Source organism: Aequorivita aquimaris (assembly GCF_001573155.1).
Lineage (GTDB): Bacteria > Bacteroidota > Bacteroidia > Flavobacteriales > Flavobacteriaceae > Aequorivita > Aequorivita aquimaris.
This window is the reverse complement of sequence record NZ_JRWG01000059.1, coordinates 1-628: the sequence shown is the minus strand read 5'-3', so window position 1 is coordinate 628 and position 628 is coordinate 1. Positions and strand designations below refer to the sequence as shown.

The 628-nt window shown below is 67.0% G+C and carries 1 protein-coding gene; it reads right to left on the bottom strand.

The features are described from left to right. Positions 1–45: 45 nt before the first annotated feature. A partial coding sequence (locus tag LS48_RS15920) for a TonB-dependent receptor domain-containing protein (RefSeq protein WP_117590243.1) occupies positions 46–628 on the bottom strand: 583 nt, incomplete at its 5' end.

Here is a 628-nt window from a genome sequence, read left to right as displayed (position 1 = left end):
GGCCTGGACGCCGGCGCCGCGGAGCGAGGCGCCGGCGACGAACGGCTAGAAGTTCAGCGCGAACTCGCCGCCGATGACCCTCCCCTTGTTAAGCGGCGACAGGCTGGCGCCCGGTCCGCCGAACGCGACGGTGAGCGGCGTATCGCCACCATAAGTCACTTCGTTCAGCAAGTTGCGGGCGTAGGCCGAGAGGCGCCATTTGCGGCTCGCGGCGTTATAGGTGAGGCTCGCATCGAGCATGTCCGCAGCAGGCAGAAAGCCGACATTGTTGTCGGTGAACCGGGCGGTGTCGCGATGGGTGAAATCCACGCGTGCGGTCGCGCTCCCCAGCGCGCCCAGCGCCTGATCGTAGGTCAGCCCGGCGCCATAAGTCCAGGGTGACAGCCGCGGCAGCTTCAGGTCGCGATCGATGCCGTTGATGACGCCGTCGCCGCTGATGTCGAAGCGGACGTTGCGATACTGGCCGTGAACATAGCCGAGCTGCCCGGACAGGACGAGGTTGGGCAGGATGAAGAACTGACCCTCCGCCTCCACGCCCTGGATCGTCGCGTCGGCGGTGTTGCGGATCACCTGGCTGACGCCCAGCGGGCCGGGCAGGTTGATCTCGCGCTGGAGGTCCTTCATCCGG